23 protein-coding genes and 2 pseudogenes are annotated in these 25,734 nt (G+C 71.2%); 18 read left to right on the top strand and 7 right to left on the bottom strand.

Features of this window, described 5'->3' with window-relative positions:
* Window positions 1-20: 20 nt before the first annotated feature.
* The 4 genes from OG276_RS07740 to OG276_RS07725 are packed head-to-tail and all read left to right on the top strand — an operon-like array spanning window position 21 to window position 4,049.
* The gene (locus OG276_RS07740; protein WP_266903730.1) at window positions 21-1,004 is read left to right on the top strand and encodes an ABC transporter permease; all 984 of its coding nucleotides are present in this window, start codon (window positions 21-23) and stop codon (window positions 1,002-1,004) included.
* Complete coding sequence (locus OG276_RS07735; RefSeq protein ID WP_266903729.1) at window positions 1,001-1,987, top strand: ABC transporter permease; 987 nt, start codon at window positions 1,001-1,003, stop codon at window positions 1,985-1,987. The genes OG276_RS07740 and OG276_RS07735 overlap by 4 nt, the downstream gene beginning before the upstream one ends.
* On the top strand, window positions 1,987-3,021 hold the full coding sequence (locus tag OG276_RS07730) for an ABC transporter ATP-binding protein (RefSeq protein WP_266903728.1): 1,035 nt from the start codon (window positions 1,987-1,989) through the stop codon (window positions 3,019-3,021). The genes OG276_RS07735 and OG276_RS07730 overlap by 1 nt, the downstream gene beginning before the upstream one ends.
* A complete protein-coding gene (locus OG276_RS07725; protein ID WP_266903727.1) occupies window positions 3,018-4,049 on the top strand; it encodes an ABC transporter ATP-binding protein in 1,032 nt (343 codons plus the stop codon). Before OG276_RS07730 ends, OG276_RS07725 begins: the two co-directional genes overlap by 4 nt.
* A gap of 104 nt (window positions 4,050-4,153) precedes the next feature.
* On the opposite strand, the gene OG276_RS07720 is transcribed toward OG276_RS07725, so the two are convergent.
* Window positions 4,154-6,253, bottom strand: a complete 2,100-nt coding sequence (locus tag OG276_RS07720) for a prolyl oligopeptidase family serine peptidase (RefSeq protein WP_266903726.1) — start codon at window positions 6,251-6,253, stop codon at window positions 4,154-4,156.
* A gap of 97 nt (window positions 6,254-6,350) precedes the next feature.
* Here OG276_RS07720 and OG276_RS07715 point away from each other — a divergent pair, with 97 nt between their 5' ends.
* Window positions 6,351-7,913: an MFS transporter gene (locus tag OG276_RS07715; RefSeq protein ID WP_266903725.1), complete on the top strand. Its 1,563-nt coding sequence runs from the start codon at window positions 6,351-6,353 to the stop codon at window positions 7,911-7,913.
* A 51-nt stretch (window positions 7,914-7,964) separates the two neighbouring features.
* Here OG276_RS07715 and OG276_RS07710 read toward each other — a convergent pair whose 3' ends face one another.
* The 4 genes from OG276_RS07710 to OG276_RS07695 form a co-directional block, all read right to left on the bottom strand.
* Window positions 7,965-9,368, bottom strand: coding sequence for a cytochrome P450 (locus tag OG276_RS07710; RefSeq protein ID WP_266903724.1), 1,404 nt, complete (start codon window positions 9,366-9,368; stop codon window positions 7,965-7,967).
* A gap of 139 nt (window positions 9,369-9,507) precedes the next feature.
* On the bottom strand, window positions 9,508-10,146 hold the full coding sequence (locus OG276_RS07705; RefSeq protein ID WP_266903723.1) for an excalibur calcium-binding domain-containing protein: 639 nt from the start codon (window positions 10,144-10,146) through the stop codon (window positions 9,508-9,510).
* Window positions 10,147-10,355: 209 nt separating this feature from the next.
* A complete protein-coding gene (locus OG276_RS07700; protein WP_266903722.1) occupies window positions 10,356-11,561 on the bottom strand; it encodes a barstar family protein in 1,206 nt (401 codons plus the stop codon).
* Window positions 11,562-11,633: 72 nt separating this feature from the next.
* The gene (locus OG276_RS07695) at window positions 11,634-11,795 is read right to left on the bottom strand and encodes a hypothetical protein (protein WP_266903721.1); all 162 of its coding nucleotides are present in this window, start codon (window positions 11,793-11,795) and stop codon (window positions 11,634-11,636) included.
* A 1-nt stretch (window position 11,796) separates the two neighbouring features.
* Here OG276_RS07695 and OG276_RS07690 point away from each other — a divergent pair, with 1 nt between their 5' ends.
* The 3 genes from OG276_RS07690 to OG276_RS07680 all read left to right on the top strand — a co-directional run bounded on the left by OG276_RS07690 (window position 11,797) and on the right by OG276_RS07680 (window position 14,508).
* Window positions 11,797-12,252, top strand: a complete 456-nt coding sequence (locus tag OG276_RS07690; RefSeq protein ID WP_266903720.1) for a hypothetical protein — start codon at window positions 11,797-11,799, stop codon at window positions 12,250-12,252.
* A gap of 431 nt (window positions 12,253-12,683) precedes the next feature.
* Window positions 12,684-13,604, top strand: coding sequence for a hypothetical protein (locus OG276_RS07685; protein ID WP_266903719.1), 921 nt, complete (start codon window positions 12,684-12,686; stop codon window positions 13,602-13,604).
* 259 nt (window positions 13,605-13,863) lie between these two features.
* On the top strand, window positions 13,864-14,508 hold the full coding sequence (locus OG276_RS07680) for an ADP-ribosyltransferase (RefSeq protein ID WP_266903718.1): 645 nt from the start codon (window positions 13,864-13,866) through the stop codon (window positions 14,506-14,508).
* Between the two features lie 92 nt (window positions 14,509-14,600).
* Here the strand turns inward: OG276_RS07680 and OG276_RS07675 are convergent.
* Window positions 14,601-14,705, bottom strand: a pseudogene (locus OG276_RS07675) (C4-dicarboxylate ABC transporter); the annotation flags it as partial.
* 29 nt (window positions 14,706-14,734) lie between these two features.
* Here OG276_RS07675 and OG276_RS07670 point away from each other — a divergent pair.
* The 10 genes and pseudogenes from OG276_RS07670 to OG276_RS07625 all read left to right on the top strand — a co-directional run.
* A pseudogene (locus tag OG276_RS07670) lies at window positions 14,735-15,103 on the top strand (M4 family metallopeptidase); the annotation flags it as partial.
* Window positions 15,104-15,599: 496 nt separating this feature from the next.
* The gene (locus OG276_RS07665) at window positions 15,600-16,454 is read left to right on the top strand and encodes an isocyanide synthase family protein (RefSeq protein WP_266903717.1); all 855 of its coding nucleotides are present in this window, start codon (window positions 15,600-15,602) and stop codon (window positions 16,452-16,454) included.
* 12 nt (window positions 16,455-16,466) lie between these two features.
* Entirely contained in the window at window positions 16,467-17,312 is an 846-nt protein-coding gene (locus OG276_RS07660) for a TauD/TfdA family dioxygenase (protein WP_266903716.1), read from the top strand.
* A gap of 173 nt (window positions 17,313-17,485) precedes the next feature.
* Window positions 17,486-18,625, top strand: coding sequence for an LLM class flavin-dependent oxidoreductase (locus OG276_RS07655; protein WP_266903715.1), 1,140 nt, complete (start codon window positions 17,486-17,488; stop codon window positions 18,623-18,625).
* The gene (locus OG276_RS07650; protein ID WP_266903714.1) at window positions 18,622-19,830 is read left to right on the top strand and encodes a styrene monooxygenase/indole monooxygenase family protein; all 1,209 of its coding nucleotides are present in this window, start codon (window positions 18,622-18,624) and stop codon (window positions 19,828-19,830) included. The genes OG276_RS07655 and OG276_RS07650 overlap by 4 nt, the downstream gene beginning before the upstream one ends.
* A gap of 93 nt (window positions 19,831-19,923) precedes the next feature.
* Window positions 19,924-21,144, top strand: a complete 1,221-nt coding sequence (locus tag OG276_RS07645; protein ID WP_266903713.1) for an MFS transporter — start codon at window positions 19,924-19,926, stop codon at window positions 21,142-21,144.
* 26 nt (window positions 21,145-21,170) lie between these two features.
* The gene (locus OG276_RS07640; RefSeq protein WP_266903712.1) at window positions 21,171-22,031 is read left to right on the top strand and encodes a sulfurtransferase; all 861 of its coding nucleotides are present in this window, start codon (window positions 21,171-21,173) and stop codon (window positions 22,029-22,031) included.
* Between the two features lie 107 nt (window positions 22,032-22,138).
* Window positions 22,139-23,284, top strand: coding sequence for an acyl-CoA dehydrogenase family protein (locus OG276_RS07635; RefSeq protein ID WP_266903711.1), 1,146 nt, complete (start codon window positions 22,139-22,141; stop codon window positions 23,282-23,284).
* Between the two features lie 56 nt (window positions 23,285-23,340).
* Window positions 23,341-24,087 carry an NADPH-dependent F420 reductase gene (locus OG276_RS07630; RefSeq protein ID WP_266903710.1) on the top strand — a complete coding sequence of 249 codons (747 nt, stop codon included), beginning with the start codon at window positions 23,341-23,343 and terminating at the stop codon, window positions 24,085-24,087.
* 98 nt (window positions 24,088-24,185) lie between these two features.
* Window positions 24,186-24,656 (top strand): flavin reductase family protein, encoded by a 471-nt coding sequence (locus OG276_RS07625; RefSeq protein ID WP_266903709.1) that lies wholly within the window; start codon window positions 24,186-24,188, stop codon window positions 24,654-24,656.
* A 68-nt stretch (window positions 24,657-24,724) separates the two neighbouring features.
* On the opposite strand, the gene OG276_RS07620 is transcribed toward OG276_RS07625, so the two are convergent.
* Entirely contained in the window at window positions 24,725-25,684 is a 960-nt protein-coding gene (locus OG276_RS07620) for a LysR family transcriptional regulator (protein WP_266903708.1), read from the bottom strand.
* Between the last annotated feature and the right edge of the window lie 50 nt (window positions 25,685-25,734).

The following is a 25,734-nucleotide window of genomic DNA, read 5'->3' as shown; positions in this document are numbered from 1 at the left end:
ACGCGGGGGCCCCTGACACCATGACCACCACCGCACCGGGCGCTGCCGGACCGGGCGCCGCCCGTCCGGCAGCCCCGGACGGCGCACCGGCCGGGACCGTCCCCCCGGGCAGCAGCCCCTGGCAGCTCGCCCGGCGGGAACTCCGCCGCCGCCCCGCCGTCCGCGTCAGTCTCTGCGTCGTCCTGCTCTTCGTCCTGATGGCCGTCACCGCCCCCTGGCTGGGCGCGCTCGGCGGCTGGTCCCCGGACGAGTTCGACAAGTCCGCCATCGACCCCTACCTCGGCGGCCAGCCGCTGGGCTCCTTCGGCGGGATCAGCCCCGAGCACTGGCTCGGCGTGGAACCCGTCAGCGGCCGCGACCTGTTCGCCCGCGTCGTCCACGGCGCCCAGGTCTCGCTCCTCATCGCCTTCGCCGCCACCGCCATCGTGGTCGTGACGGGCACCGCCGCCGGAATCGCCGCCGGCTACTTCGGCGGGCGCACCGACGCCGTCCTGTCCCGGCTGATGGACCTGACGATGTCCTTCCCGTCCCTCATCTTCATGATCGCGATGCTGTCGGTGGCCAAGGACGTCAACCGCATCGTCCTCATGACCGTCGTCATCGGCGTCTTCGGCTGGCCCGGCGTCGCCCGCGTCGTCCGCGGGCAGGCCCTCTCGCTCAAACACCGCGAGTACGTGGACGCCGCCCGCGTCGGCGGATCGAGCTCCTGGCGGATCCTGACCCGCGACATCCTCCCGGGGGTCTCCGGCCCGGTCATCGCCTACACCACCCTGCTCATCCCCGGCATGATCAGCACCGAGGCCGCGCTCAGCTACCTCGGCGTGGGCGTCCGCCCGCCCACCCCCTCCTGGGGCCAGATGATCGCCGAGTCCGTGGCCTTCTACGAGACCGACCCCATGTACTTCGTCATCCCCAGCCTCTTCCTCTTCCTCGCGGTCCTCGCCTTCACCCTGCTCGGCGACGCCCTGCGCGACATCCTCGACCCGAGGGGCGGCCGGACGTGATCCTCTACCTCGCACGCCGGCTGCTCGCCCTCGCCGGCGTCCTCCTGGCCATCGCCGCCGTCACCTTCCTCATCTTCTACGTGCTCCCCTCCGACCCGGCCGCGGCCGCCTGCGGCAAGACCTGCAGCGCCGAGCGGCTGGCCGACGTACGCGCGTACCTCGGCCTGGACCGGCCGCTGTGGCGGCAGTTCGGCGAGTTCCTCACCGGGATCTTCACCGGACGCACCCTGGGCACCGGCCAGTACGCCGTCCAGTGCGACTTCCCCTGCCTGGGCTACTCCTACGAGAACTCCCTGCCCGTATGGGACCTGCTCATGGACCGGCTCCCGGTCTCCGCCTCCCTCGCCGTCGGCGCGGCCGTCCTCTGGCTCGTCCTCGGACTCGGCGCGGGAGTCACCGCCGCCCTGCGCAAGGACACGGCCACGGACAAGGTCCTCATGGTCGGCGCGGTCGCCGCGGCCTCCCTGCCCGTGTACTTCACCTCCGTGATGCTCATCTACGGAGTCATCCGGATCGCCGGGCTCCTGCCCTACCCCACCTACCAGGCCTTCACCGACAACCCGCTGGCCTGGGCCGGCAACCTGCTCCTGCCCTGGACCGCGCTCGCCCTGCTCTACGCCGCCATGTACGCCCGCCAGAGCCGCGGTTCGATGATCGAGGCGATGGCCGAGCCGTACATCCGTACCGCCCGCGCCAAGGGGATGCCCGAGCGCACCGTCGTGGTCAAACACGGACTGCGCTCCGGGATGACCCCGATCCTCACCATCTTCGGCATGGACCTCGGCGGCCTGCTCGCCGGAGCCGTCATCACCGAGTCCATCTTCGGACTCCCGGGCATCGGGCGGCTGTTCTACGGGGCCCTGGTCAGCTCGGACCAGCCCGTCGTGCTCGGGGTCACCCTGCTGGCCGCCTTCTTCATCGTCGTCGCGAACCTCGCCGTCGACCTCCTGTACGCCGTCATCGACCCGAGGGTGAGGTACTGATGGCTCCTCCTCACGAAGCCGCGGCCCCCGCGGCCCCGCTGCTCCAAGTCCGGGACCTGCAGGTCACCTTCACCACCCCGCGCGGCACCGTGCGCGCCGTGGACTCCCTCGGCTTCACCGTCGAGGCCGGCCGCACGCTCGGGATCGTCGGCGAGTCCGGATCGGGCAAGTCCGTCACCTCCCTCGCCGTGATGGGCCTGCACCGGGGCGCCGAGATCGGCGGCTCCATCGCCCTCGACGGACAGGAGCTGACCACCAAGTCCGAGAAGGAGCTCTCCAAGCTGCGCGGCCGCAAGATGGCCATGATCTTCCAGGACCCGCTGTCCAGCCTGCACCCCTACTACACGGTCGGCGAGCAGATCGCCGAGCACTTCCGGGTCCACTTCCGGGCCGGCCGGGCCGCCGCGAAACGGCGCGCCGTCGACATGCTCGGCGAGGTCGGCATCCCCGAACCCGCCCGCCGGGCGGGGGAGTACCCCCACCAGTTCTCCGGCGGCATGCGCCAGCGCGCGATGATCGCCATGGCGCTGGCGTGCGAGCCCGACCTGCTCATCGCCGACGAGCCCACCACCGCCCTCGACGTCACCGTGCAGGCGCAGATCCTGGAGCTGATCGCCGGTCTCCAGCAGGAGCGCGGACTCGGCGTCGTCATGATCACCCACGATCTGGGCGTGGTCGCCCGGGTCGCCCACGAGGTACTCGTCATGTACGGCGGCCGCGCCGCCGAACAGGCCCCGGTGGACGACCTGTTCGCCGATCCGGCGCACCCCTACACCCGGGGGCTCCTCGACTCCCTGCCCCGGCTGGACGACGCCGACGAGGAGCCGCTGCGGGCCATCCCCGGCTCCCCGCCCTCCCTGCTCGCCCCGGCCCCGGGATGCGCCTTCGCCCCGCGCTGCCCCGTGGCCGCCGCGGCCGACGACGCGGACCGCGAGCGCTGCGCCACGGTGCGGCCGCAACTGCGACCCTACGGCGACGCCGGCCGCGAATCCGCCTGCCACTTCGCGGGCGCCGTCCGGGAGGTGACCCGATGACCACGACGAACCAGCCGCACACCGCCGCCCGCACCGACCGGATCCCGGCGGCCCGCGGGGAGGACCCGCCCCCGCTGCTGCGGGTGCGCGACCTGACGATGTCCTTCCCCGGCAAGCGGTCCGCGACCGGGCGCCGGGGGGCGCCCGTGCGCGCCGTCGACGGGGTCTCCTTCGACCTGGAGGCCGGCCGGACCCTGGGCCTCGTAGGAGAATCGGGCTGCGGGAAGTCCACCACCGGGCGGATGCTGGTCCGGCTGCTGGAACCGACCTCCGGAAGCGTCGAGTTCGACGGCAAGGACATCAGCCGGCTCTCCCAGAGCGCCCTGCGTCCCCTGCGGCGGAACCTCCAGATGGTCTTCCAGGACCCGCACTCCTCCCTCAACCCCCGCCAGACGGTGGCCCGGATCATCTCCGACCCGCTGCTGGTGCAGGGTTCGAGCGCGGCGGACGCCCGCCGCCGGGCCGCCGAGCTCATGGAGCTCGTCGGACTGATCCCGGAGCACATCGACCGCTATCCGCACGAGTTCTCCGGCGGCCAGGCGCAGCGCATCGGGATCGCCCGGTCGCTCGCCACCAGCCCCCGGCTGATCATCGCCGACGAGCCGGTCTCGGCGCTCGACGTCTCCGTGCAGGCGCAGATCGTCAACCTGATGGAGCGGCTGCGCGCCGAACTGGGCCTGGCCTACGTGTTCATCGCGCACGACCTCTCCGTCGTCAAACGGGTCAGCGACCGGGTCGCCGTCATGTACCTCGGCCGGATCGTGGAGATGGGCGACAAGAAGTCGCTCTACGAGAACCCCCAGCACCCGTACACCAGGGCGCTGTTGTCCGCCGTACCGCTGCCCGACCCGGCGGCGGAGCGGCGGCGCGAGCGGATCGTGCTGCTCGGCGATCCGCCGAGTCCGGCCGCCCCGCCCCCCGGCTGCACCTTCCACCCCAGGTGCCCCGTGGCGCAGGAGATCTGCCGCACCGAACGGCCGCTGCTGCGGACGGTCGCCTCCCGTGAGGTGGCCTGTCACCTGGCGTAGCCGCAGGCGCCCGGGTGACCGGCGGGGAACCCGGGCAACGGGGAGGGCCCCGGAGCGATGATCTCGCTCCGGGGCCCTGCCGTCGTTCCGGGATCTGCCCGGCCTCAGACCAGGCCCAGCTCCTTGCGGAAGAACTCCAGCTCCAGCGCCATGACCTTCTCGCGCACCCCGCCCGGGGTCATGTGCGTGACGCCCGGCAGCGCGAGCAGCTGGTGCGGGCGGCCCGCGTCGGTCAGGGCCTGCGAGAGCCGCAAGGTGTGCGAGGGGTGGACGTTGTCGTCGGCCAGCCCCGTGACCAGCAGCAGCGGCCGGCTCAGACCCGCCGCGTCGGAGAGCAGGCTGTCCCGCTCGTACACCTCCGGGTGCGCCTGGGGCAGACCCAGGTACCGCTCGGTGTACGCCGTGTCGTACTGCCGGAAGTCGGTCGGCGCGGCCCCGGCCGCCGCCGCGTGGAAGACGTCCGGGCGGCGCAGCACCGCGAGCGCGGACAGGTACCCGCCGTACGACCAGCCGCGGATGCCGACCCGGTTCAGGTCGAGGTCGGCGTGGCGCGCCCCGAGCGCCTGCAGGGCGGCGACCTGGTCCTCCAGGGTGACCTCCGAGAAGCCCCGGAACATGGCGTGGGTGAACCGCGGGGAGACGTGCGCGGTGCCGCGGTTGTCGACGGTGACCACGGCGAAGCCCTGGTCGGCCCACCACTGCCGGTGCTGCCAGCGGCGCGGCTCGGCGCTGACGTCCTGCATGCCGGGGCCGCCGTAGCTGTCCATCAGGACGGGCAGCCGCGTGCCGGGGACGTGCCCGCGCGGCAGCACCAGGGCGGTGGGCACCCCGTGCTCGGTGACCCGCTCCAGCACCGGGACCACCCGGTACGGCAGCGGCTGCGACAGGTCGACGGGTGCGAACTCCCGCCCGTCGGCGGTGCGCAGGACGCGCCGGATGCCGTCGGCGTCGGCGGAGGTCAGCAGCAGCGCCCCGGCGGCGGACTGGACGGCGTGCACCCCGGGCCCGTCCGCGAGCGGGGTCAGCTCGCCCGTGTCCGGATCCAGCAGGAGCACCTGCTGCTCGGCGGGGTCGCGCAGCGCGGCCTCGATCAGCAGCCGGTTCCCGTGGGTGCCGGCCACCTTGCGGACCTGGAGCCCCTCCCCGGTGAGCAGTACGCCGTCCAGCGCGAGCGCGCGGGCCGCCCCGCCGGGGGTGTCGGCCGAGGTGAGCATCCGGCCGTCGGCCAGCCGCGCCGGGGTGCCGGGGAGCATGGGGTCCACCCACTGGGGGTGCGTGGTGCGCGACAGCTCCCGGGTGCGCCCGGTGTCCGGGTCGGCGGAGAGCAGCAGGACGTTCTGCTGGAGCCGGTCCTGCACGGTGAGCAGGATCTCGGGGGGCACGGTGTCACTCGGGGGCCACTCCACGTCGGAGACGTACGGGTAGGTCTCGGTGTCCCAGTCGAGCCGCACGGCGTTGTCCGCGCCCGGTCCGAGCACCCAGAACCGCACGTCGGCGTTGGGGCCGCCCGCCTCGGGGTACGCGAAGTCCTCGGCCGGCAGCTCCGGGTGCGCCGGGTCGGCGAACCAGCGCCGCTGGAGGGCGGATTCGTCGACGCGGGCGGCCAGCAGGCGCTCCCCGTCGGGGGACCACCAGTGCCCCCGGTGCCGGTCCAGCTCCTCGGCGGCGGCGAACTCCGAGACGCCCCAGCGGGCTCCGTCGTCGGGGCTGACCCGGCCGCCGGGGACGGTGTGGAGGGCGTCGTCGGTGACGTAGGCGATGCGCGAGGCGTCGGGGCTCGGGCGCGGGTCGAAGACGGGACCGGCGGTGGGGATCTCCTTGGGCTGCGCGGGCGCTCCGGCGCCGGCCTCGCGGGTGACCTCGTACAGGCGCCCGTAGAGCGCGAACAGCGCGGTGAGCCCGTCGGCGGAGAGCGCGTACGAGCCGATCCCGGCGGCGACGAGCCGCGAGCGTTCGCGCAGCCGGCGCTCGACGAGGGGGAGCGGCCCCGGCTCGGGGGACAGTTCGCGGGGGTCGGCGAGCCGGGTTTCGGCGCCGGTGGCGGTGTCCAGGACCCAGAGGCTGTCGAAGGGATCGGTGGGGCCGGTGGAGCGGAGGAACCAGAGGAGCCGGCCTTCGTCCCCGAAGGAGAAGGCGCGCGGGGCGCCGTAGGTGAAGCGGGCGGTGCTCGCGGAGAGCCTGAGGAAGTCATCCATGCGGTCCATGGAATCAGTGTGTCATGTGAAATACCACATACCATGTGCCACATAGTCTAGGCCGTTCGAGTGGTGTCACCCCCGTGACGGGTTTAGCGTCGAAAAAGTGGACCCGAACGCTACGCCGAGCAGTACCAGCACCGGGACCGACGGCAAGGTCCAAGGCAATGAAGGCCGTCACGGACTAGCTCTGCTCGTGCTCGCCTCCTGCCAGCTCATGGTCGTTCTCGACATCACCATCGTGAACATCGCGCTGCCGCACATCCAGACCGCACTCGACTTCTCCACCGAGAGCCTGTCCTGGGTCGTCAACGCCTACACCCTCACCTTCGGCGGCCTGCTGCTCCTCGGCGGCCGCACCGGCGACATCCTCGGCCGTCGGCGCGTCTTCGTCTTCGGCGTCCTGCTCTTCGGCCTGGCCTCGCTCCTGGGCGGATTCGCCCAGAACTCCGGCCAGTTGATGGGCGCCCGCGCCCTCCAGGGCGTCGGCGGCGCCATCGCCTCGCCGACCGCCCTCGCGCTGATCACCACCACCTTCCGCGAAGGCCCGGAACGCAACCGGGCCTTCGGGGTGTTCGCCGGCGTCTCGGCCGGCGGCGGCGCGATCGGGCTGCTGGCCGGCGGGGTGCTCGTGGAGTGGCTGAACTGGCGCTGGGTGCTCTTCGTCAACGTCCCCATCGCCCTGCTGATCGCCCTGGTCACCCCGAAGGTGATCCGCGAATCCGCGCGCCGGCCCGGACACTTCGACCTCGCGGGCGCCCTGCTCTCCACCCTCGGCATGGTCGCGCTGGTCTACGGCTTCATCCGCGCGTCCCAGGACGGCTGGCTGGACGGGCTGACGCTCGGCTCCTTCGCGGCGGCGGTGGTCCTGCTGACCCTCTTCGTCGTCAACGAACGGCGCTCGCCCCAGCCCATCACCCCGCTGCACATGTTCGCCGACCGCAACCGGGCCGGTACGTACGCGATCATGCTCTTCTTCGCCTGCGCGATCTTCGGCATGTTCTTCTTCCTGACCCTGTTCGTGCAGAACGTGCTGGGCTTCAGCCCGCTGCGGGCCGGGCTCGCCTTCCTGCCGGTCAGCGCGATGATCGCGGTGACGGCGGGGATGACCTCCCAGCTGCTGCCGAAGTTCGGGCCCAAACCGTTCATGGTGGCCGGCTCCCTGTTCTCGGCCGCCGGACTGGCCTGGCTCACGCAGACCGACATTCACTCGACGTACCTGGGCAGCATCCTGGGACCGATGCTGCTCTTCAGCGCCGGCATGGGCATGCAGTTCGTGTCCCTGACCCTGATGGCCCTCTCGAACGTCCCCGACCGGGAATCGGGCGCGGCCTCGGGACTGCTGAACGCGATGCAGCAGGTGGGCGGCTCGCTGGGCCTGTCCATCCTGGTCACGGTCTTCGGCACGGCCAGCCGCAACGAGGCCAGGGATCAGGCGGGCTCGTTCCTGCGCACCGCCACCCCCGAGCAGAAGCTCTTCTTCGCCAAGACCAAGCAGTACCCGAAGCCCTGGAGCGACCAGGTCCTCACCTCGGGCGTCAGCGCCGCCTTCGTGGCGGCGGCCGCGTTCACCCTGGTCACGGCGCTGATCGCGCTCTTCGTCATCCAGGTGCGGCCCTCGGACCTCGCCCGCCTCCAGGGCAACCACACACCGGCGGCGGGCGGCTGACCCCGAGGCGGGCGGCCCGTCCCCCAGGCCGCCCGCGTGCCCTTCAGCCCTTCAGCCCTTCAGGCGACGGATCCGGCAGCGCGCCGGACCGGTGGTGCGCAGGGTGATCCCGGCGACGACGGGGACCTCGGTGTCCACCGCCTCGAACTCGTAGGTCCGCAGCAGCATCGCCAGTGCGATCACCGACTCCAGCATGGAGAAGTGCTGTCCGATGCAGGCGCGCGGACCGCCGCCGAAGGGCAGCCAGGCGTACCGCGGCCGGGCCGCCTCGGCCTCCGGGGTGAACCGGTCGGGGTCGAAGCGTTCCGGGTCCGGCCAGTAGTCGGGGTGGCGGTGGATCACCCAGGGCGCCACGATCACATCGGCGCCGGCCGGGATGGTGTGCCCGTCGACCTCGGCCGCGTCGACCGAGCGGCGGCCGAGGACGGGGGCCGCGGGATAGAGCCGCATGGCCTCCTTGAGCACCTGGGTGAGGTACGGGAGCCGGTCGAGATCGGCGGCCCCGGGCGTACGGTCGCCCAGCACCGCGGCGATCTCGGCGCGGGCCCGGTCCTGGAGATCGGGATGGCGGGCCAGCAGGTGGAGGGAGAAGGCGAGCGAGGTGGCGGTCGTCTCGTGCCCGGCGAGCAGGAAGATCAGTACCTGTTCGCGCAACTCCGTGGCGTCGAACTCCCCGTCGTCCGCGCTGCTCGCGGCGGCGAGCAGCGACAGCAGGTCCTCGCCCTCGACCTCGCCCTCGCCCTTGCTCTCACTCCCACCCGCTCCCGCTCCCGCGCTGCGGCGCTCGGCGATGATCCCGTCGCACACCGCGTACAGCTCGTCCATCGCGGCGGCCGCCCGCTTGTTGCCCGGAGTGGGCCAGTCGCGGGGGAGATTGACGGGGGAGTAGCCGCGGCGCATCACATAGGCGGTGATGACCGGAAAGCACCGGTCCACGACGTCGGCGGTGGCGTCCACGTCGGTGCCGAAGAGGATCCGGGCCACGGCGCGCAGCGCCAGGGTCATCATCTCGTCCGAGACGTCGACCACCCCGTCCCGGGCCGCCTCCCAGGCGGTGAGGGTGGCAGCGGTCTCGGTCGCCACCGCGTCGGCGTACCCGTCCACCCGGCGCTTGGTGAACAGCGGCTGGACCAGTCGCCGCTGGCGCAGGTAGTCCTCGTCCTGACTGGTGAGCAGGCCGTTGCCGAGGGCGTCGCGGACCTCTTGGTAAATGGCGTTGTCCTTGCGGAAGTTGGCCGCCTGCGAGGCCAGTACCTGCTGCGCCCCCTCCGCCGAGAACACGCAGTGCAGTTCGGTGCGCAGCCCCGGCGGACCGGCCGTGATCCGCACGACGTCACCGTGCCGGTGCCGCGCCCGCTGATACGTACCGAGGGCGTCCGACTTCAGGTCGGCGAGCGACCCGAGCAGCGGGGCGCCCTCCAGCCGCGGTATCTCCGTACTGCCTGCTAATCCCATGGCTCCGCCCACCCTCAGAACTGTTGCGACAGGGCGATTCTGCGCACGCCGGCCCACGGAGGGCGAGGGCTGCCGGGGCATCAGGCCGAATCTCGCCGCAGCACCGGGCAGGGCCCCGGCTCTCCCTCCCCACCCCCTCCTATGTGTCGCAGGCGATGCCGTCGTTGTCCCGGTCGAGGTGTTCTCCGTAACCGGGTTGGCCGCGCCGGATCGGGGCGGCTCCGGCGGCCTTGGCCTCGGTGCAGTTCTTGTAGGAGACGTCCTTGGGAGCCGGGGCCGGGGTCGGGGAGGACGCCGGCGGCTTCGCCTTGCCCGTCGTGGCGGGGGCCGGCGTCTTGCCGGAGCCCGGGGGCCGGGTCGGAGTCGGTGTTCCGGCGGGCCGCAGGGTGGCTCCGGCCTTCTCCGGGCACGGGGTGAGCGTGTCGGTGACGGTGATCTCGGCGGCGCTGTCGGGCGGCAGCGGGGCCCCGGCCGCCGGAGTCTGGAAGCAGACCAGCCACAGCGCGTGGATCTTCGGCAGCTCGACGTCGGCGTACGCGCTGCGCACCTCGACCGGCTTGGTGGACACCTTCTTGACGAGGCTCTCGGCCTCGTCGGACTTCTTGCCGACGAGCGCGGGCATCACGGGACCCGGGGAGGAGGCGTTCGCCGCCGAACCGGGCTTGTCGGAACTCTTCGCGGCTGTGCCCCCACAGCCGGCGAGGGACAGGGCGACGGCCGCCGCCATCGCCGTCGTGGCGACAACTCGCCGTCTCCGGTGCGTGTTTCGCTGGGACATATGACCCCCCATGGTCCTTGTCGAGCCGAACCGGCACAGAATACGGTGATCATCCCCGCGTGTAAGCCGAACCGGGAACCCGGAACCGGAGCCCGGGAGCCGGAGCATGGTGCAGCCTCCGAGGCCGCCCCCGGGCCGCTACAGGTCGACCGCCCGCGGGCCGTTACCGGTCGACCGCCCCGGGCCGTTACCGGTCGGCCGTCCGCGGCTCAACGGAGCACGACCGTGACGCCGCTGCGTTCGAGCAAGTGGACGATCTCCTCGAAGTAGGAGAGCCGGCCAGGGCCTTGAGCGCCTTCCGCATCGGCTGCGAAGGCGTGGCGTGCGACCTCGGAGTCGTGCCAGGTCAAGGTGAAGGGCGGGGCCGCTCCGAATCCACCGCACAGGCAGTCCTTGAAGGCGTTCCACTCCCGGCCGTAGTAGCGGCCGGGCCCGAGCAGGGCCTCGGCGATCGCGCAGTGCAGCCCGGGAACGTCCGTGACGAACCGGCCGTCGAGGTGGTACTCGCCGCCCGAGCGGTCAGGCCGGGGCACGGGCACCCGCCAGGCACGGGTGCTGAGGTCAAGCCAGGCGGCCCTGCCCTGCGCGTCGTACGGCGCCCACGCGTTGGGCTCCGCCGGCGGGCCCTGGTACCACTTCTCCCAGACGGGGCGGACCGCCGGCGACGGCCGGTCGTCGCCGCCGTCGGTGAGGGTGATGTCGACGAGCGTGCCGCCGAGCACGGACGGCCGTGCTCCGGTGATGGCCAGGCCCACGACGGGGGAAGCCAGTACGGCACCGTGACGGTCCAGGACCAGGAGGTGGGCCCAGTCGCGTTCCGACCGGCGGGGGCGCCGTAGCGCCGCGAGCAGTGGCTCCGCGGGCTCGCAGCCGATCAGCTCCATCGGAACGGGGTCCGGGCACGCCCGCTCCCTGAACAGGCCGTCGACGGCGGAGCACCACCCCGCGCTCGGCGTCGCCGTTGGCGCCCTTGCGGCGAAGAGCTCGAAGCGCGGCTCCGTGGGCGGTTCGGAGAAGCTCTCCTCGCTCGTGACGGCGGCGTCGAGCACGATGTCGTACCGCGCCGGGTCCGCGGGGTGAGGCTGATGGGCCACCACGACCGCGTCGACGAGAGTCCACCACTGCACGGGCCGCTCGTCGTCCCAGACTTCGACGCACACGTCGCCCAGACTCCGCAGCGATCCTCCGGGCTCCGCCAGGACATCGCTCAGGAGGCCGTCCGGGCTGCATCCGCGAAGGGTGACCACCTCGCGCGGCAGCGGGACCGGGTCGGCGAACAGCCCCACGACGCCCGCGCACTTCCCCCAGAGCCGCTCCGCGCCATCTGCCCCGTCTGTGCCGTCCTCGGCGTCCTGAACCAAGAGGTACTTCACCGGGAAGTCCCGGTCCCACCCGGTGTGATCTGCGATGTGCACCCAACCTCCGAACGTGCGAACGAATTCGTTTCCTGTGATACGGACCCGCCCGGGCCCGGCCGGGCAGGGTCATCACCGGGGTTTGCACTCCAGGACGCGGCCGTCGGCGGTCCCGATGAGCAGGTGTCCCTGGGGCGCCACCGCGAGGGACAGCACGGTGGTCGGCGTTCCGCCGACCTCCAGCTCGGTGCGCAGTGCCGTCGGAGTCGAGGGCGGTGACGGGATGATCGGCACGGTGCTGCCACCGCACCGTGCCGTCCAGGGACCGCCGTACGAAGTGGGCCCCACCGGGTTGGAGACCGTGACCGCGATGAACGGCGCCCGCGTACACCGGGGACTCCTCGATCTCGACCGCCGGACCCCCGAAATGATGCAGCCGCACCGGCCGCTCGCGGCGGCCTCCCAACGGCCTCGGCACCGGCCACCGACCACCCGGGACGAGCACCGCAGCAGCCAGTACGCGGCCGTCCTGCGGCCCCTCGACGGTCCACACCCTCCGGCGTACGGACCACTGCCGGCCGGCGGCGGCCGCGAGACAGTCGTCGTACGGGGCCGGGACCAGACGCAGCGCGGTCTCACCGCACCACTCGACGGCGAGCGCGTCCCGCGGCGGCTCCAGGGCGGACACCACGAGGCCGAGTCCAGGTGGACCAGCAGCAGTTCACCTTCGGAGGAGTGGCCGCCGTCGTAGCGCCCCGTGCCCACCGCCAACAGGGGAAGGGCGGGGTGGAAGGCGAGCGACCGTACGGGGTGCCGCGACCGATCGTCGGCGACGGCCAAGCCCGGTTCTCCGATCTCGGCGAACGGCCCGTCGCCGAGGACGCGTCGGACGATCGGAGCAAGGGGCATGCAGGGTCCCTCCCAGGGCGCCACACGAGCTGCCCCCGTCCGGGCAAGACACGGCGGCCCCCCATGTTCCGGCCAGGTGACGCCCCGCACCAACGCATTTTCACCCGGCCCGCGGCTCCCCGCGCCAGGGCCGTACCCGCGAACGCCCGGCCCGGAACGATCGCCGGTACGCAGGAAGGGCGGCGGCGCCTCAGCGTGCCCCTGGAAGGCCGAGCCCTCAGGCGCCCGTGTGATCATGGAGGCGTTGCGTTCCTTCGCCCGCGAGGTGATCTTTTGACGAAGGTGGCACTGCGTCCTTACGCACTGTTGCCTCGGCGGTACGACGAGCGGAAGGTACTGGCCTCCACGATCGATCCGTGGGGCCGGGCTCTCTGGCTGATCTGCCCTGACACGCGTTTTCCCTACAGGTGGGGTGGCCGGGACATCCCGGAGCCCGCGGCACTGCCCTTCGACGCCCTCGTCGTCATCAGCGACCGGGGCGAGGTTCGGGAACGGACCCTGTACGCGGTGGCCGTGGACCCGGACGCCTTCGACGCCCTCCCGGGCGGCGGGTTCGTGCTCTCGGGCAGCGGAGGGCCGAACGCGCGGTCCGGCCAGATTTTCGGCCCCGACGGCCGCTCCCGGCGCCGGTTCCCGCTGGGAACGCATCTCAAGCACCTGGTCGCGGACCCCAGGAGCGGCTTCTGGACCGGGTACTCCGACGAGGGGATCTACAGCGGTGATCGCGTCAGCGCGGGCGGGCTGGTCCGCTGGGACGGCAGGGGCAACCCCGCAGGGGACCTGCGCCCGCCGAAGCCCTACGACCACGTGGCGGAGGTCGGCACCGTCAACGTCTCCGACTCCGCGGTCCACGCCACCTACTGGCCCGGCGCACCACTCGCCCGAACGGGGCGCAGCGGGACCCTCCGCATCCACGCCCTTCCTGTCTCGGCCCCGGTCGGCCTCGCGATCCGCGGGGACCGGCTGCTCCTGCTCGGAGGGAACGAACAGGGTGTCGCCGGCACTACCCGGGTGAACGCCCTCCGCCACATCCGGCTGACGGACGAGGGGGCTGTGGTGGTGAGCCGCGAGGACCTGGCCTTCCCGAACGGCGACCCCGTCAGGCGCTACGCCCGCCCCGTCTGTCGGGGTCCGCACATCTTCCTGCGCACTCGCCGCACGTTGCGGCAGTGGTGGGTGCTGACCGCGCCGTAGCCCGCGACGTACTCGGCCGGACCTGTCGCAGGCCGAGGTGTCGGAGCGCTGCTCACGCAAAACGCTCGGCGGGGGGAGTCCCTGGCCGAGCGTGGCGCTCTTCGAAGCAGATCGGGCCGGGGCGTGGGAACGGGGTTCGGCGAAGGATCGTTACGCCATCAACTCCCCGTCAGAGAAAGGAAGTCGGTGCGGCCGGCGACACGCTCACCATCGAGTGAGGATGCCCGTGAGGGGGTCGTGGGGCCGCGAGGGTGGGGGAATGATCATCTCTGCTCTGCGCCGGCGGGCCGCCGTGCTCGCGACCGCCCTCGCCGCCGCCCTGCTGCCCCCGGCATCCGCGTCGGCGTCCGCGTCCGCCTCCGTCATCGCCCCCGCCTCCGGATCGCTCCACGCGGCCGCTCCCGCGAACTCCTGTCCCCGGGTCCGGGACCACCTCTTCGCCGCCGCCGACGAACGCGTGGAGGTGGAGCGCATCACCCCCTCCCCGTCCTGGCGGATCAACTGCAAGCAGCTCTACCGCTCGGACGGCCGCCCGCCGTCGGTGGTCTTCGAGGAGGGCTTCCTGCCCAGGGACACCCTCAACGGCCAGTACGACATCGAGAGTTACGTCCTGGTCAACCAGCCTTCCCCGTACGTCTCCACCACGTACAACCACGACCTGTACAAGTCCTGGAAGAGCGGCTGGAACTACTACATCGACGCCCCGGGCGGTGTCGACGTCAACCAGACCATCGGCGACACCCACAAGTACGCCTCCCAGGTCGAGGTGGCCTTCCCGGGCGGCATCGAGCGCTCGTTCATCGTGGCCGTCTGCCCGGTGGACACGGTGAAGAAGGTGGAGATCATGGACCGTTGCGAGGACAACCCGTACTACGAGCCCTGGCGCACCAACTACCCCGGCTGAAGCGGGTGGCGGTGGGCCGGTCGCATGGAGGGCGGGCCCACTTCCCCGTACGGCGAGCCCGGGCACCTCTCCGCGGGCTACGGCGCTCCGATGAGCAGCACCGCCGGCATCACGGCGGACGCGGCCCAGACCACCGTGCAGGCGGTACGCGGGCCGGGGACGCGCCAGGGGAGGGCCACGCCGGCGTTGGCCACGATGGCCGTCCCCCTCGCGCTCGCGTCCTTGCATGGGCAAGCCGAGCAAGGACGGCGCCTCCGCCGACTCCTGGTAGAAGACGGTGGGCCGCCTCGACGTCCACAACTCCTCGGGCGTCGCGAACCACTTCTTCCTCCTCCTCTCGGAGGGCAGCGGCGCCAAGACGGCCAACGGGGTGGCCTACAACGCGCCGACCTACGACAACTCGACGATGACGGGCATCGGCCGCGTCAAGGCGTACAAGATCGGGTACAAAGCACTGTCGACCTATATGACCTCGACCACCGACTACGCCGGGGCGCGCACCGCGACCCTGCAGGCCACGGCCGACCTCTGCGGCACGACGGGCGCCGGGTACCAGCAGGTGGCGGCGGCCTGGAAGGCCGGCAACGTCAGCTGACCCCGCACGGAGCACCACGGGGGCGGCGGCCGCGTCGAAGCGGTGGCCGCCCCCGTTTTCCGTACCTCGGCACTCCGCCTCCGGAGCCGGACCCGTCCCCCCGGGTGCCGGCTCCCCGGCGTTCCATAATCTTTTCCTTATCGATCGGTGTCGGGTCTAATCGGTCTGCTATTGCAGGGCCGCTTCGCGGTGTGCAAATCTGAATGGCGTCCCGAGGTGCCGATTCGGGCCTGATTCCGGATCTGGCCTCGAGGCTGCGATCACGAGGCGATGTCGCCGAGATACCGCGACGGGCGCTTCCTCTCGCCATGCCGTCAGTCCGTTCCATTCCGCATGCTGTTTCAACGGGGGAGTAGAAATGAGTGCACACCCGAAAGAGAGCAGTTCTTCCTCAGGATTATCGGAAAAGATCGTCAAGCTTCTCTACCACTTCCGGCGGATCGAGAAATCCTCCATCGACAAGGCCGCCGGCGAGGACTGTAGTTCCGCACCCTGTATGAGCTGTCTCGAGAGCCACCGGGCCAAGCTGGACTACTTCATCCGCCGGTCGGAGCCCATCCACCTGGTCCTGCCCGCCTTCCCGGCGAAGTCGCCGAACCGGACCAAGGTGCTGGGAGCCCTCCCGGACCTGGGCGAGTACGTGGGGCTGGGAGCGCTCCAGTCGCTGTGCGAGTACATAGGCCACTTCCACCCCGCCGGTGCGCGGATCACGATCTGCTCGGACGGCCACGTCTTCGGTGACGTGGTCGGCGTGGCCGACGACGTGGTCACCGACTACCGCGTGTGCCTGGAAGAGATGATCAAGTCGGCCAACTTCTCCTCGCTGGACATGTACGGGCTCGACGACGCCTTCGGCTCCCTGGACTACACCAAGCTGCGCCAGGTGCTCGAAGACGACTACGCGCCCGCGGTCTCGGAGCTGAAGGAGAACGTGCGCACCGACAGCGCCACCCGGAACATGTTCAACGGGATCCACCGCTTCATGTTCGAGGACGCCGTGGGGATCAAGGGCGACACGGTCTCGCGGACGGCCCTGCGCAACGAGTCCAAGGAGCTGGCCTACCAGACGATCAGCCGCTCCAATGCCTGGAGCCGGGTGGTGGCCGACAAGTTCCCGCGGGCGGTCCGCCTTTCCATACACCCGCAATCGCCGCATTCCGAAAAGATCGGCGTCCGGCTGCTCCGTACCGACGACGCGTGGCTGACGCCGTGGCACGGAGTGGTACTCGACGACGGCGTCAAACTTTCACTGGTCAAAAGGTGGGACGCGGAGAACCTCGAGGCTTCCGTTGTCATGCGCAACGGCCGCCCGAGCCATTTCGTCGACCCCAAGTCGGCCATCGATTCCTAGGAGGATGACCCCTTGACGAATTCCGCATCAAAGCCCGACACCAAGAGCTACCCCTGCGGCTCCACCGAGACCCTGAAGCTGAAGCACACCCCGCTGCGCCCGTTCGGCCGCGTCGTGGAGGCGCTCGGCGGAGGCGCTCGTGTCGAGGACATCCCGGTCGAGACGCTCGCCCGCTGGACCGTGGAGTCGCGGGTAGTGGTACTGCGCGGCTTCAGCCTGCTGGCCAAGCAGGAGTTCGCCGACTACTGCCGGCAGTGGGGCGAGGTCCTGAAGTGGGAACCGGGTGAGGTGGTCGACCTGGTGGTCGAGGACAACCCGAAGAACTACCTGTTCGACAGCGGAGACGTGCCCTTCCACTGGGACGGCGCCTTCGTGGAGGCCGACCCCCGCTGGTTCTTCTTCCAGTGCCTGGACGTGACGCCGGGCGTCGGCGGGGAGACGGTCTTCTCCGACACCTCGCGCGTCTACCGGGACGCGGACGAGGAGACGCGCGATCGCTGGAGCCGCATCAGCATGACCTATTCGACCGACAAGGTCGTGCACTACGGCGGCGAGGTCACCGAGGGACTCGTCACCCAGCACCCGGCCACCGGCCTGCCCGTGCTGCGGTTCGCCGAGCCGCTCTCCGCGGAGACGTACAAGAACCCGGTCTACGTCAAGGTGAACGGGATCGAGGCGTCCGAGGAGGACACCTTCCTCACCGAGCTGGCCGAGCGGGTCCACCGTCCCGAGTACTGCTACGACCACGACTGGCAGGCCGGCGACATCGTGATCGCGGACAACTTCTCGCTCATCCACGGGCGGAACGCGTTCACCGGTCCGACCAAGCGCCACCTCCAGCGGGTCGAGGTCATCTGAGACCGGAGCACCCCCACCGAGGGACGGATCCGGGTGCGGGCACGGCGGTTCTCGACCCGGCCGCCGTGCCCGCACCGGGCCCGGTGAAACAGGCACGCAGGAGCGTCGGCCGCCGCCCGGGCGGCGGCCGACGAGTCAATCGGATGAGAAGTACTGGCCGTGAGGAGCGGGTTATGAGGGTGGGGCTGGCATGGGACGCCGTCGGGCCGGTCGACGGCGGGCGGGGTCTGCTCGAACTCGCGCGCTCCGCTGGGATGGACACCTTCCTGGTGTTCGACCACTTGATCAACGTCTTTCCGCGGCAGGCCTGGGACAGTGATTTCAGCTACTTGGCAGAAGTCCTCCCGTCCCCCGACCTGTCGCTCGAATTCGCCACGGTGCTCGGCAACTTCGCCGCGAGCGCCGGTCCGGTGCGGCTGGCCGTGGGCGTCACGGATCCGCACCGCAGACACCCGGCGGTGCTGGCGCAGACCGCGCTGACCCTGGCGCAGTTCACCGAGCGTCCGCCGGTCATCGGCATCGGCGCGGGCGCGCAGGAGAACCTCCAGCCCTACGGCATCCGGCACGACCGTAAGGTGGGCCGGGTCGAGGAGGCCCTGCAGATCCTGCGGATGTTCTTCGACACCGAGGGGCCGTACGAGTTCAAGGGCGAGTTCTTCGCCCTGGACCAGGCCGTCATGGACCTGCGCGCTCCCGGGGGCGGCGTCCCGGAGATCTGGGTCGGCGGCAGCGGACCCCGTATGACCGCGCTCGCGGGCCGGTACGGTGACGGCTGGATCCCCTCGGACCTGATGCGCCCGGCTGAGTACGCCCGTCGGCTGGCCGTCGTACGGGAAGCCGCCGTCGCCGCGGGCCGGGACCCCGGCCGGATCGTCGCCGCGGGCGGCATACCGGTCATCGTGGCCGAAACGGACGAGGCCGCGCAGGAGTTGTGCAAGGCCAAGGCGATCAGCTTCCTGGCCTTGCACGCGGGCGCCGCCCAGTGGCGCGAGTACGGCGTGGCCCACCCGTTCGGCGAGGACTACCAGGGCCTGTCGCACCTGCTGCCGCACCGGCTGACACGCGAGGAGGTCGAGCGGGCCCTGGCCGTCGTCCCCGACGAGCTGGTCACCGACCTGGCCATCGTGGGCAGCCGGCAGACCGTACTGGACCGGATCGGCGAACTGGTCGACGCCGGACTCCAGTTGCCCGTGCTGATCCCCGCCTCCGCCCTGGCGTCCCCCGAGGCCGCCGGGTACACGGTGGAGAGCCTGGTCTGGCTGGCCGGGGAACTGGGCTCGGACTCCTTCACCGCCGGGCGGGTGACGGCATGAGCGGCATCGGCATCATCGGATCCGGGATCTCCGGGCTGCAGCTGGCCCTGCGCCTCCAGCAGCTCGACGTGCCCGTGACGCTGTACTCCGAGCAGACCTCCGAGGAGCTCGGCTCGGTGCGGCCGCGGAACTTCCCGGCCCGGTTCGCCCCGACGCAGGAGCGGGAGGACTCGCTCGGCGTCCAGGCCTGGAAGTCCGACGAGTCCCGGGTGCACAGCTGGGCGATCACCATGCACGGCGAGGGCGGCGACCTGGAGTTCACCGCGTCGCTGACGCCCCCGTCGAGCGTGGTGGACTTCCGTCTCTACCTGCCGCACCTGCTGGACGAGTTCGCCCGGCGCGGCGGGGACGTCCGCACCGGTCCCGCCGACGTGGCCGAGGTGGGCCGCCGGCACGACCTGGTGGTGGTCGCCAACGGCAACCGGTCCATGCGGGACCTGTTCCCGGTCGACGAAGGGCGCTCGCCCCACACGACGCCGCAGCGGATCCTGTGCAGCGGCTTCTACCACGGCATCGAGGAGGACGTCCCGCACCAGCTGGACATCCACTTCGTGCCCGGCGCCGGGGAGATCCTGCGGATCCCCTTCCTGTCCCGCCTCGGACCGGCGCACGTGCTGGCCTTCGAAGCGGTGCCGGGCGGACCGCTGGAGGGGCTCGCCCACCTGGACTCCGCCGCCGATCCGGCCGGCTTCCACCGCGAAGTCCTGCGGGCGGTGGGGGAGTTCGCGCCGAGCCTGCGCGCACGCGTGGACACCGACCGGTTCGCCCTCATCGCGCCGGGAGAGCTGGCGCAGGGCGCCGTCACACCGGTGGTCCGCGAGGGGTGGGCGATCCTGGCCGACGGCACGTGCGCGCTGGCCATCGGTGACGCCTGGATCACCAACGACCCGCTGACCGCCCAGGGCGCCAACCTCGGCTCCCACACGGCGTTCGCCCTGGCCGAGCTCATCGCCTCGGCCGCCGGACCGTTCGACGCCGCGTTCTGCGCCGACGCGTCGGCCCGGCTGTGGGACCACGCGCGCCATGTCGTCGAGTGGAGCAACGCCTTCCTGATGCCGCCCCCGCCGCATGTCCAGCAACTGTTCGGGCGGGCGGCCGGGGACAAGAGGATCGCCGACGCGTTCGTCGGCGGTTTCCACGACCCGGTCGCGATGTGGGCCGTGCTGTCCACCCCCGACGGCGTGGACTCCTTCCTCAAGAGCTGAGTCCGAGGCGGCCCCCGCCGCCGCAGCTCGACCTTTTCCACATATCTGTGCGATCAACCGGGCCCCCGCCCCGATGAAAGTCCGAGAGGGAACATGCCAATCCGTATCGTGTCCTTAATTCTGTGCGTTTTCGGTATCACCACGGGTGAGTTCGTGGTCGCCGGAATCCTGCCGGACGTCGCCGACGGCCTCGGCGTCTCCATTCCGGCAGCCGGCCTCCTCGTCACCGCCTACGCCATCGGAATGATCTTCGGTGGCCCGGTGGTGACGGCCCTCACCGCCAGGTACCCGCGAAAGCGGCTGATCATGGTGCTGCTGGTGATCGCCGTTCTCGGCAACGTCGTCTCCGCGGTCGCGCCGGTCTACAGCGTGGAGTTCGTGGCACGCGTCATCACGGCCCTGGTCACGTCGACGTTCTTCGCCAACGCGATCGTCATCGCAGTGTCGACCGTGGCACCGGAGAAGGCGGCCTCCACCGTCTCCAAGCTGATCCTCGGCATGAACCTGGCGATGATCCTCGGCGCCCCGCTGGGCACCTTCGTCGGCAACGAGTTCGGCTGGCGTGCGACGTTCGTCGCCATCGCCGTCATCTGCGCCCTCGGCCTGGTGATGGTCATGCAGTTCGTGCCCCCCGTCGCCAACGACACGACCACTTCGGCCTTCGGCGAACTGAAGGTGCTGCGCAACGCCCCCGTACAGCTGGCCATCCTGGTCACCGTCGTCGGCAACGCGGGCCTGCTCATGGTCTTCACCTACTTCTCGCCGCTCCTGGTCGACATCTCCGGGTACGCCGTCTCCTCGGTCCCGATCCTGCTGCTGGTCTACGGCGTCGGCGCGACCGTGGGCAACCTCGCCGGCGGCAAGCTGGCGGACCGGGCGCTGATGCCCTCGCTGGTTGGCCTGCTCGCCGCGCTGACCGTGGGCCTGCTGGTGATGTGGGCCGTCGGCGACAGCATCGTCGGCTCCGGAATCATGGTCTTCGTGCTCGGCGCGCTGGGCTTCTCGATCGTCCCCGGCACTCAGGCCCGGGTCCTGGGCACCGCCACGTCGGCGCCCACGCTCGCCCTCGCGGTGAACTCCTCCGCCTACCAGCTCGCGGCGGCCTTCGCCTCGTGGATCGGCGGCCGGATCATCGACAGCGACCTCGGCCTGCGCGCCATCTACCCGGTGGCGGCCGGCGTCACCTTCCTCGGAATCCTGGTCAGCGCGTTCGCCTGGTACCGGGACACCCGTACGGCCGTGGCCAAGGGAGCCGGAGCCGGAGCCGGAGCCGGAGCCGGAGCCGGAGCCGACACCGAGGCCTCGGTCGCCTGACCCGCCCGCCGAAGAAGGAGCACAGCATGGCTCGTGCATCAGCTGTCGTCACCGGTGAATGGGCCGCGGCCCACCTCACCGATCCCGGAACGGTCTTCGTCGAAACCGGGAACAGCGACGCCGACTTCCAGAAGGGGCACGTTCCCGGTGCCGTCTGGATCGGCTGGGACGAATTCCAGGACGCAATCAGGCTGGGCGTCATCGACCGCGGTGCCTTCGAGGAGCTGCTGAGCGCGAAGGGCATCGGGAACGAGGACACCGTCGTGGTCTACTCGGTGAACTCGAACCTCCTCGCGGCCCTGACGCTGTGGTACTTCAGGCTCTACGGCCACCGGTCGGTCCGACTGCTCGACGGCGGGCGGGAGAAGTGGCAGCGAGACGGCCGCCCCCTCACCTCCGATGAGACCGTCCGCCCGGCCACCGGCTACCGGGCCGAGGAGCCCGACACCTCGATCCGGGCCACCCGCGACGACGTACTCGCCGCGATCGGCGCCAAGAACCTGCTCGACGTGCGCACCCCCGACGAGTACGCGGGCCGCATCTTCGCACCGGGCTTCGCCGGCGAGGCGTTCACCCCGGGCAACAGCCCGCACGACGTGGCACAGCGCGCCGGTCACGTACCCGGTGCGGTCAACCTCGAATGGGACTCCGTCCTCGACGAGGACGGAGCCCTGAAGTCCGAGGAAGAACTGCGCCGGATCTACGGGCGCCTGGACCCGGAGCGCGGATCCATCACCTACTGCTGGGTGGGCGCCCGCTCGGCCCACTCGTGGTTCGTCCTGAGCGAGCTGCTCGGCTGGCCCGACGTGAAGAACTACGACGGCTCCTGGGGCGAGTACGGCTCGCTGCTGGGAGTGCCCGTGGAACGCGGTGACGGCTCGCTCTGAAGCGGCCGCGCCCCGTCCGGAGCGCCCGGCGCCCCATGAACGACATGCCCCGAACCACGGCCGCCCTCCGCGGTGGCCGTGGCCCGATCCGGAAGAAGAGGTTCGCAATGAGCTCCGACGTCCTGGCCGCCATAGCCGCCCTGGCGCCGCGTCTGCAGGGCGCCGCCGCCCGGGCCGACGCCGACCGTCGGCTCGCCGACGACACCGTGGCGGCGATGCAGGAGGCGGGCGTGTTCCGCGCCGCGATGCCCAAGCGCTACGGGGGCGGTGAGGCCTCGATCCGCACCCACCTCGAGGTGGCGTCCGCCGTCGCCGCGATCGACGGCGGCGCCGGCTGGCTGACTTCCCTGTGGAACGGCAACGCCTGGTGCGTCTCCCTGTTCCCCGAGCAGGCGCAGGACGACGTGTGGGGCCAGACCCCCGACGCCCTGGTCAGCGGCACCCTCAAGCCCGACGGCCCGGTCCGCCGGGTGCCGGGCGGATTCCGGCTCAGCGGGGGCTGGAGCTACGCGTCCGGGATATGGCACGCGTCGTGGGTCATAGCGTCCGTCGTCCTCGAAGACGGTCCCGCGGCTCTCCTCGTACCGCGCGAGGACTACGAGATCGTGGACGAGTGGCACATGGCGGGCATGCGCTCGACCGGCAGCAACCGCTACGTGATCGACGACGTGTTCGTCCCGGACCACCGGGTGCTCAAGCTCGCCCCGCTGGTGGGCGGTGCGAACGTCACCGACACCCTCGCCGCTTCCTACCGCGCGGCGATCGTGCCCTCACTGGTGATGATGGTCGCCGGTCCCCAGCTCGGGCTCGGGCGCGCGGCCCTGAACCACGTCATCGAAGGCGCCGGCCACAAGGGCATCGCCTTCACCAACTTCGCGCGCCAGAGCGACTCCGTGGGCTTCCAGCTGCAGATCGCCGAGGCCGCCACCGCTCTGGACAGCGCCGAACTGCACGCCTACCGCGCCGCGGACGGCCTCGACCACCACGCGAGCGAGGTCAGCTACCCCTCGGAACTGCTCCGCGCCCGCTACCGCGCCGACGGCGCCGTGGCCGCCCGCCACGTGAACCGGGCCCTGGAGACGCTGATGACCGCCCACGGCTCGAGCGGCCTGGCCGACGCGAGCCCGCTGCAGCGGATCTGGCGCGATGCCAGCGTTGCCGCCCGCCACGGCATGCTCATCCCGCAGGTCAACCTGGAGGTGTACGGCGCCGCTCTGGTGGGTGCCGAGAACACCGTGACCCCGTTCGCGTAACGGGGCCCGATCCAGGGCGCTGACCGGCCTACCTACCGAAATGGAGAAGTGACATCGTGACCAAGACCCTGGGGCTGATCGGCAGCGGCATGATCGGGGGCATGCTGGCCCGGCTGGCCGTGGCGGCCGGGCTGGACGTCGTACTGAGCAACTCCCGTGGCCCCGAGACCCTCGCCGACCTCGTCGCCGAACTCGGACCGCGGGCCCGCGCGGCCACCCCCGCCGAAGCCGCCCGGGCCGGCGACCTGGTGGTGGCGACCATCCCGCTGCACGCCTACGACCGGCTTCCCGCCCAGGCGCTGGCGGGCAAGACGGTGATCGACACCATGAACTACTACCCGGAGCGCGACGGGGCCCTCGCCGCGCTGGACAGCCGCGAGGCGACCTCCAGCACCCTGGTGCAGCGTCACCTGGCCGATTCCCGCGTGGTCAAGGCGTGCAACAACATCTTCTTCATCAGCCTGCTGACCGCCGCCCGGCCCGCCGGGTCGCCGGACCGCAACGCACTGCCGGTCGCCGGCGACGACCCGACGGCCAAGGCCGAGGTGGCCGCGCTGCTGGACGTACTCGGCTACGACACGGTGGACATCGGCACTCTCGCCGACAGCTGGCGCAGTGAACCCGGCACGCCGGTCTACGTGCGGCCGTACTTCCCCGGGATGCCGCCGTGGGGAGCGCAGCCAGAGGTCCTGCAGCGCTGGTTCGAGGAGACCTCGGGCGTCGCGGTGCCGGCGGCCCGCGTAAAGGAACTGGCCGGCCTCGCCATCCGGCACCACGGGGGAGAGCGGCTCCCCTCGATCTAGTACCCGTCCGTCCACAGATCCAGCTGTTCAGCTGTCAGGAAGGAGTATCGGTGTCCGAATACGGGGGACGGTCCGTTCAGGATTCGTTTCGACATACGATGTCTACCTTTGCCTCGGGCGTCGTCGTGCTCTCGGTCGGCGCGCCCGAGGTCCACGCGATGACCGCCAACGCCTTCGGGTCGGTCTCGCTCGACCCTCCGCTCGTCCAGTGCTGCGTCTCCCACACGGCGGTGATGCACGGCAGCCTCATCAGGGCGCGGAGCTTCGGCGTCTCGATACTGAGCGCGGACCAAGAGCCTGCCGCCCGGCACTTCGCCGACAAGTCCCGGCCGCTGGGCATGGCCCAGTTCGAGGGCATCGACTGGAATCCGGGCCCGCTGACCGGTGCGCCGCTGCTGCCCGGCGCACTGGCGTGGCTGGAATGCAAACTGGTCGAATCACACGTCGCCGGGGACCACTCGCTGTTCCTCGGCGAGGTGCTCTCCTCCGTCACCGGTTACGAGGACGAGGCCCTGGTGTTCTACGGCGGCCGGTTCGAGCGGTCGGGATCAGACCGCACCCGACGATGAAGCTCCTGGTAGGCGGTGTGGCGACCGCGATCCACCGCCTACCAGGCCTCCATGACGGCGAGCGCCGCTCAGCAGTAGGCGGCTTCCAGCTCCATCGGCCGCGTGAGGTCCTGCTCGGTGCCCACCGGCAGGCTCCGGCGGCGCACTTGCTCGCAGATATCCTTCAGGGCGGAGATGTGCGGCTTCTTGCCGTCCGCCTTGGGCCAGACCATGCTCAGGGTGCAGTCCGTCAGGTCCCGCACGGGCAGGTAGCGGAGGTCGGGGCGGGGGTAGAGGCGCGCCGCCGCGGCCGGTACGAAGGCGATGGCCCCGCCGAAGGAGGCCATCGACAGCAGCGACTCGAATCTCGTGACGCGGTGGTCGGTGTAGAGGACGGGGGAGCCGTCCGGGCGCGGGTCGGCGGCCCAGTAGTCGCGGCCCTCCTGGAACATCTCCGGCGCCAGACTGACCACCGGGTGGCCGGCCAGGTCCGCCAGGGTCACCGAGGACCGCGTGGCCAGCGGATCCGAGCTGCAGACGCACACCAGGCGCGGCTCCGAGGCCAGCGGGTAGCTGTCGAGGCCGCTGGGCACCGGCATGTACGCGAACGCGGCGTCGATCTTGCCGTTCTCCAGGGCGATCATCTGCTCGGCGAAGTCGAACACGTGGATCTCGGGGCCCAGACAGGGGTACAGCGAGCTGATCGCGCCGAGCACGTTCCGGGTGGGTTCCAGCGCGGCGACGTTCTCGCACACGCCGAGCCTCAGCCGGGTGTCGCCGATCGCGGAGCGGGATGCCGCGAGGCGGAGGTTTTCCGTCGCGTTGACGACCTTCTCGGCCAGGGGGAGCAGCGCGGTGCCCGTGGGGGTCATCTCGACGCGTCGGCTGGTGCGGGTGAAGAGCGTCACGCCGAGCCGGTGTTCCAGTGAGCGGATCTGCTGGCTCAGTGCGGACTGGGTGAGGAAGAGCTTATCGGCCGCGTTCTTGAAGTGAAGTTCCTCGGCTAAGACGAGCAGTAATCTCAGCTGGTGAATTGTCGGATCCCCCATGATCTGAATTCCCCCTCGATTCATCATGTTTAGCTTAACGCAGTCTCTAC

This window comes from Streptomyces sp. NBC_00086 (assembly GCF_026343255.1).
GTDB lineage: Bacteria > Actinomycetota > Actinomycetes > Streptomycetales > Streptomycetaceae > Streptomyces.
The sequence above is the reverse complement of the archived record's forward strand: the minus strand, read 5'-3'. Positions and strand labels throughout refer to the sequence as shown.